The following is a 4,370-nucleotide window of genomic DNA, read 5'->3' on the forward strand; positions in this document are numbered from 1 at the left end:
CGCCGGGTCGACCGAGGCCGGCGAGGTCGCGGTTCGGGCGGGCCTGCGCGCGCCGGGGGGCGCACCCGCGCGGACCGACGTCCTGCGCTGCTGAGGAGCCACCGCCGGCACACCCTCGCCGGGTCCGGCGACGGGTCGTGCCGGCGTGCCGCGATCGATTCCTCAGCCCCGCGAACACGGGAGATCCCGCCATGCCCATTGACGTCTACACGGCCCTGAGCGCCCTGGTGCGCGCCGAGGCCACCCGCTCCGCATCGTCCGCCACGACCCCGGACAGCCGGCCGGCCGCGACCGCCGAAAGCCAGACGGTCCCCGACTCCGCGGCCGACACCCCCGCCGCCGTCGTCGAGCGCGAGACGGCGCCTCCGGTGGCGACGGCCTAGAGCGCGGAGGCAACCGCGGCCGCCGGGTGGTGCCTCAGAGCTCCCATCCGCGTCCACGGAGCCCCATTCGCAGAACCCCATCCACAGAGCCCTCGTCCGCACGTCGACCCGGTGCCCCTCGGCGATCACGCCGAGGGGCACCGGCGGTTCGGTTGCGGCGGCGCGTCCCGAAGCGGCCGGTGACAGCCCCCGGCTCCGGCCGGAGGACCCCGACCTGGACGACATACCTGAAAACGATTATGGTTTTCATTACCGAATGGGTCGATACGGCAGCCGCCGACCGACTCGTCGGACCACCCCTGCCTGGAGACTCCTGATGCATATATCCGCCCGCGCCGTCGTCGCGCTCACGTCCGCCGTTTTGACCGCCGGGGCCCTCACCGGGTGCGGCGCCGACGACACGAAGACCAAGGACAAGACGACGACCGGAACCGCCCCCGCGGCGAACCCCGGTGCGCCGGTCGCCGATTCCGGACCCAAGGTCAAGGTCGTGGCGACCACGACGCAGATCGCCGACTTCGTCCGCAACGTCGGCGGCGACCGGGTCGAGGTGACCCAGTTGATCAAGGCCAACGCGAGCGCCCACGAGTACGAGGCGACGCCGGCCGACCTCAACGCGATCCGCGGAGCGAAGCTCGTCGTCGAGAACGGCGTCGACATGGAGAAGGCGTGGCTGCCCAAGGCGGTCCAGGCCGCGGGCTACCAGGGTCCGGTCGTCGAGGCCGCCGCCGGAGTGCAACTGCGCAAGGGCGAGAGCGAGGGCGACGGCGAGCACGCGAGTGAACACGACCACGACCACGAACACGACCACGACCACGGCGGATCCGACCCGCACGTGTGGCACAACCCGCTCAACGCCAAGGTGATGGTCGCCAACATCGCCAAGGCGCTGAGCACCGCCGACGGGACGCACGCCAAGACGTACGAGAACAACCTCGCCGCCTACACTGCCAAGCTGGACGCGCTCGACGCCGACACCCGGGCCAAGATCGAGGCCATTCCCGCAGCCGACCGCAAGCTCGTCACCAACCACGACGCGCTCGGCTACTACGTGGATCGCTACGGGCTGCAATTCGTCGGCTCGATCATCCCCAGTTTCGACGATCAGGCCGAACTCTCCGGCAGCCGGATCGACGAACTCGTCGCCAAAATCAAGTCCACCGGCGTCAAGGCGGTCTTCGCCGAGAGCGCGCTGCCGCCCAAGACCGCCGAAACCATCGCCAAGGAGGCGGGTGTCAAGGTCGTCGCCGGCGACGACTCGCTCTACGCCGACTCCCTCGGCGCCCCGGGCACCGCCGGTGAGACCTACCTCGGATCCGAGGCCCACAACACCGACACCATCGTCGCCGCACTGCGGGGCTGAGCGATGACCGACATCGACGAACCCGCGGCCGACCTCGTCCGCTTCAACCGCGCCACCATGGCGTACGACCGCACCCCGGCGCTGGAAAACGTCGACGGCCGCGTCGTCGCGGGCGAGGCGGTCGCGCTCGTCGGCCCCAACGGCGGCGGCAAGTCCACGCTCGTCAAGGCCGTCCTGGGCCTGGTCCCGGTGGTCGCGGGATCGGTGACCGTGACCGGCCGTCGCCCGGCCGCGGCTCGGCACAGCGTCGGCTACGTACCGCAGGCGTCGAGTCTGGACCCCGAATTCCCGGTCACCGCACGGCAGGTCGTGCTGATGGGCCGCTACCGCCGGATCGGCCGACTGCGCCGACCCGGCCGCCGAGACCGTGACGCCGCCGACGAAGCGCTAGCCCTGGTCGGCCTCACCGACCGGGCGAAAGCCCGATTCGGCACCCTGTCCGGTGGGCAGCGCCAACGCGTCCTGCTGGCCCGCGCGTTGTCGGCCCGGCCCCCGATCCTGGTTCTGGACGAGCCGTTCAACGGCGTCGACGCGGTCAGCCAGGAAGCGCTGATCACCGCGCTCGAACAAGCCAAGGGCGCCGGCACCGGCGTCCTGGTCAGCACGCACGACCTCACCGTGGCGCAACGCCTGTGCGAGCAGACCTGTTTGGTCAACCGGCGCCAATTCGCTTTCGGCCCCACCGAGTTCGCACTCACCGCCGACCTGCTGCGCGCGTGCTACGGCGGACAGGCCGTCGAACTCGACGCCGGCCGGCTCGTCGTCACCCGCGGCTGAGGCCGGCCGTGGACACCGCACTCCTCCTCGAACCCTTCCGCATCCCCTACCTCACCCGGGCTCTGATCGAACTGACCGTCCTGGGCATCCTGTGCGGCGCCGTCGGCGCGTTCGTGGTGCTGCGCCGACTGGAATTCGTCGCCGACGCGTTGACCCACACCGTCTTTCCGGGCGTCGTGATCGGCTTCGTCCTGCACGGCGCGGACGGCGTCTTCGAGGGCGCCCTGATCGCGGCCGGCGCCACCGCCGTCGCGCTGACCCTGCTCACCCGCGGCAAGCGCACCAGCGACGACGCCGCGCTCGCAGTCCTGTTGACCGCGATGTTCTCGATCGGCGTGGTCGTCGTCTCGCGCAGCCACTCCTACACCGCCGACTTCCAGACCTTCCTGTTCGGACAGATCCTCTACACCTCCAACGCCCAGATCATCGAGACCGCGGCGGTCGCCGTGCTCTGCCTGGCCACGCTCGCCGTGCTGGGTCGGGAACTTCTCCTGCGCAGCTTCGACGCCGATTTCGCCCGCGCGGCCGGCTACCGCGTGGGCGCGCTCGACCTGGCGCTCAACGTGGTCGTCGCGCTGACCGTGGTCGCTGCGGTACGCACCATCGGCACGGCCCTGGTGCTGGCCCTGTTGGTGGTCCCGGCGACCATCGGCCGCACCCTCGGCCGGCGGCCGGCGCACATCGTCGCGATCGGCATCGCGGCGGCCGTGCTGTGCGGATACCTCGGCCTGACCATCAGCTACAGCGCCTCGATCGATCACGACCTGGCCCTGCCGACCGGGCCCACGGTCGTGTTGACCCTGGTGGCGGCCTACCTGCTCGCACTGGCCGGCGCCGGCGCGGCACGGTTGCGCGCGCGGGTGCGGGTACGCCGTACGGCGCCTGCCACGCGGCCCGAGGCGGGGCCGATCCCCGAAGCGCAGTCGACGTTCGAATCCCAGCCGTCCGCCGAACCGCAGCCGACCCTCGAACCCCGGCCGGCTTCCGTACTGCGGCCGACCCCCGGACCGACCGGGAGGAGCACCCGATGACCTGGTTCGACACCTACACCCATCGCGCCTACGCCGAGGCGATCACGGTCGGTCTGCTCGCCGGCGTCGTCGGCGTCCAAGTCGTGCTGCGCAAGCTCGCGTTCTACGCGATGGCGATGACCCACGCCACGTTCCCCGGCGTGGTGCTCGCCTCGATCCTGGGTTTCGACATCTACCTCGGCGGCGCCGCGGTGGGCATCGTGCTGTCCCTGGCCGTCGTCGCGCTGACCCGGCGGCCCGGCCAGACCGCGTCCGGCGCGATCGGGGTGATCCTGGCCGCCGGATTCGCCCTGGGCGCCGCGATGGTCGCGGCCGGGCCCGCCTCCGACCGCAAACTGTCCGCCTTCCTGGTCGGTTCCATCGTCACCGTCGACACCCACGACCTCGCCGTCACGGCCGGTGCGGCGGTCGTGATCCTGCTCGTGCTGGGCCTGGCCGCCAAGGAACTCACCTTCGCGGCCTTCGACCACGAGGGCATGCGCGCCGCCGGGCACTCCGTCATGGCCCTGGACCTGCTGCTCCTGCTGCTCGTCCAGGCCGTGATCGTGGTGCTGACCCCGGCGGTCGGCATCATGCTCACCCTGGCCCTGTTGGTCGGCCCGGCGGCCACGGCCCGGTTGTGGACCGACTCGTTGACCGTGACCACCGCCCTCGCGGCGGCGCTGGGCACCGGCAGCGCGGTGACCGGACTGGAGATCTCCCGCCACTACGACGTTGCCGCCGGGGCGACCATCGCGCTCGTGGCGGCGGCCGGCTTCGTCCTCTCGCTGCTCCTGTCCCCTCGCCACGGCCTGCCGGCCCGCGTCCTGCCCCGCC

Annotated in this window: 5 protein-coding genes; all 5 read left to right on the forward strand. The window is 71.7% G+C overall.

All coding sequences use genetic code 11. The annotated features are described in order from the left end of the window. Positions 1 to 191 precede the first annotated feature (191 nt). Positions 192 to 383, forward strand: coding sequence for a hypothetical protein (locus GT354_RS09430; RefSeq protein WP_161355819.1), 192 nt, complete (start codon positions 192 to 194; stop codon positions 381 to 383). A 316-nt stretch (positions 384 to 699) separates the two neighbouring features. After that, a complete protein-coding gene (locus GT354_RS09435; protein WP_161355820.1) occupies positions 700 to 1,746 on the forward strand; it encodes a metal ABC transporter substrate-binding protein in 1,047 nt (348 codons plus the stop codon). Between the two features lie 3 nt (positions 1,747 to 1,749). Further along, on the forward strand, positions 1,750 to 2,523 hold the full coding sequence (locus GT354_RS09440; RefSeq protein WP_161355821.1) for a metal ABC transporter ATP-binding protein: 774 nt from the start codon (positions 1,750 to 1,752) through the stop codon (positions 2,521 to 2,523). Positions 2,524 to 2,531: 8 nt separating this feature from the next. Next, positions 2,532 to 3,554 carry a metal ABC transporter permease gene (locus GT354_RS09445; RefSeq protein ID WP_161355822.1) on the forward strand — a complete coding sequence of 341 codons (1,023 nt, stop codon included), beginning with the start codon at positions 2,532 to 2,534 and terminating at the stop codon, positions 3,552 to 3,554. Then, positions 3,551 to 4,370 (forward strand): metal ABC transporter permease (locus GT354_RS09450; RefSeq protein ID WP_161355823.1); only part of this gene is annotated, 820 nt, incomplete at its 3' end. The genes GT354_RS09445 and GT354_RS09450, both read left to right, overlap by 4 nt.

It is taken from the genome of Streptomyces sp. SID3343, from assembly GCF_009865215.1.
GTDB lineage: Bacteria > Actinomycetota > Actinomycetes > Streptomycetales > Streptomycetaceae > Embleya.

Excerpts from the sequence above, each read along its gene's own strand:
- GT354_RS09430 (WP_161355819.1), top strand. The coding sequence starts at position 192 with ATGCCCATTGACGTCTACACGGCCCTGAGCGCCCTGGTGCGCGCCGAG.
- GT354_RS09435 (WP_161355820.1), top strand. The coding sequence starts at position 700 with ATGCATATATCCGCCCGCGCCGTCGTCGCGCTCACGTCCGCCGTTTTG.
- GT354_RS09440 (WP_161355821.1), top strand. The coding sequence starts at position 1,750 with ATGACCGACATCGACGAACCCGCGGCCGACCTCGTCCGCTTCAACCGC.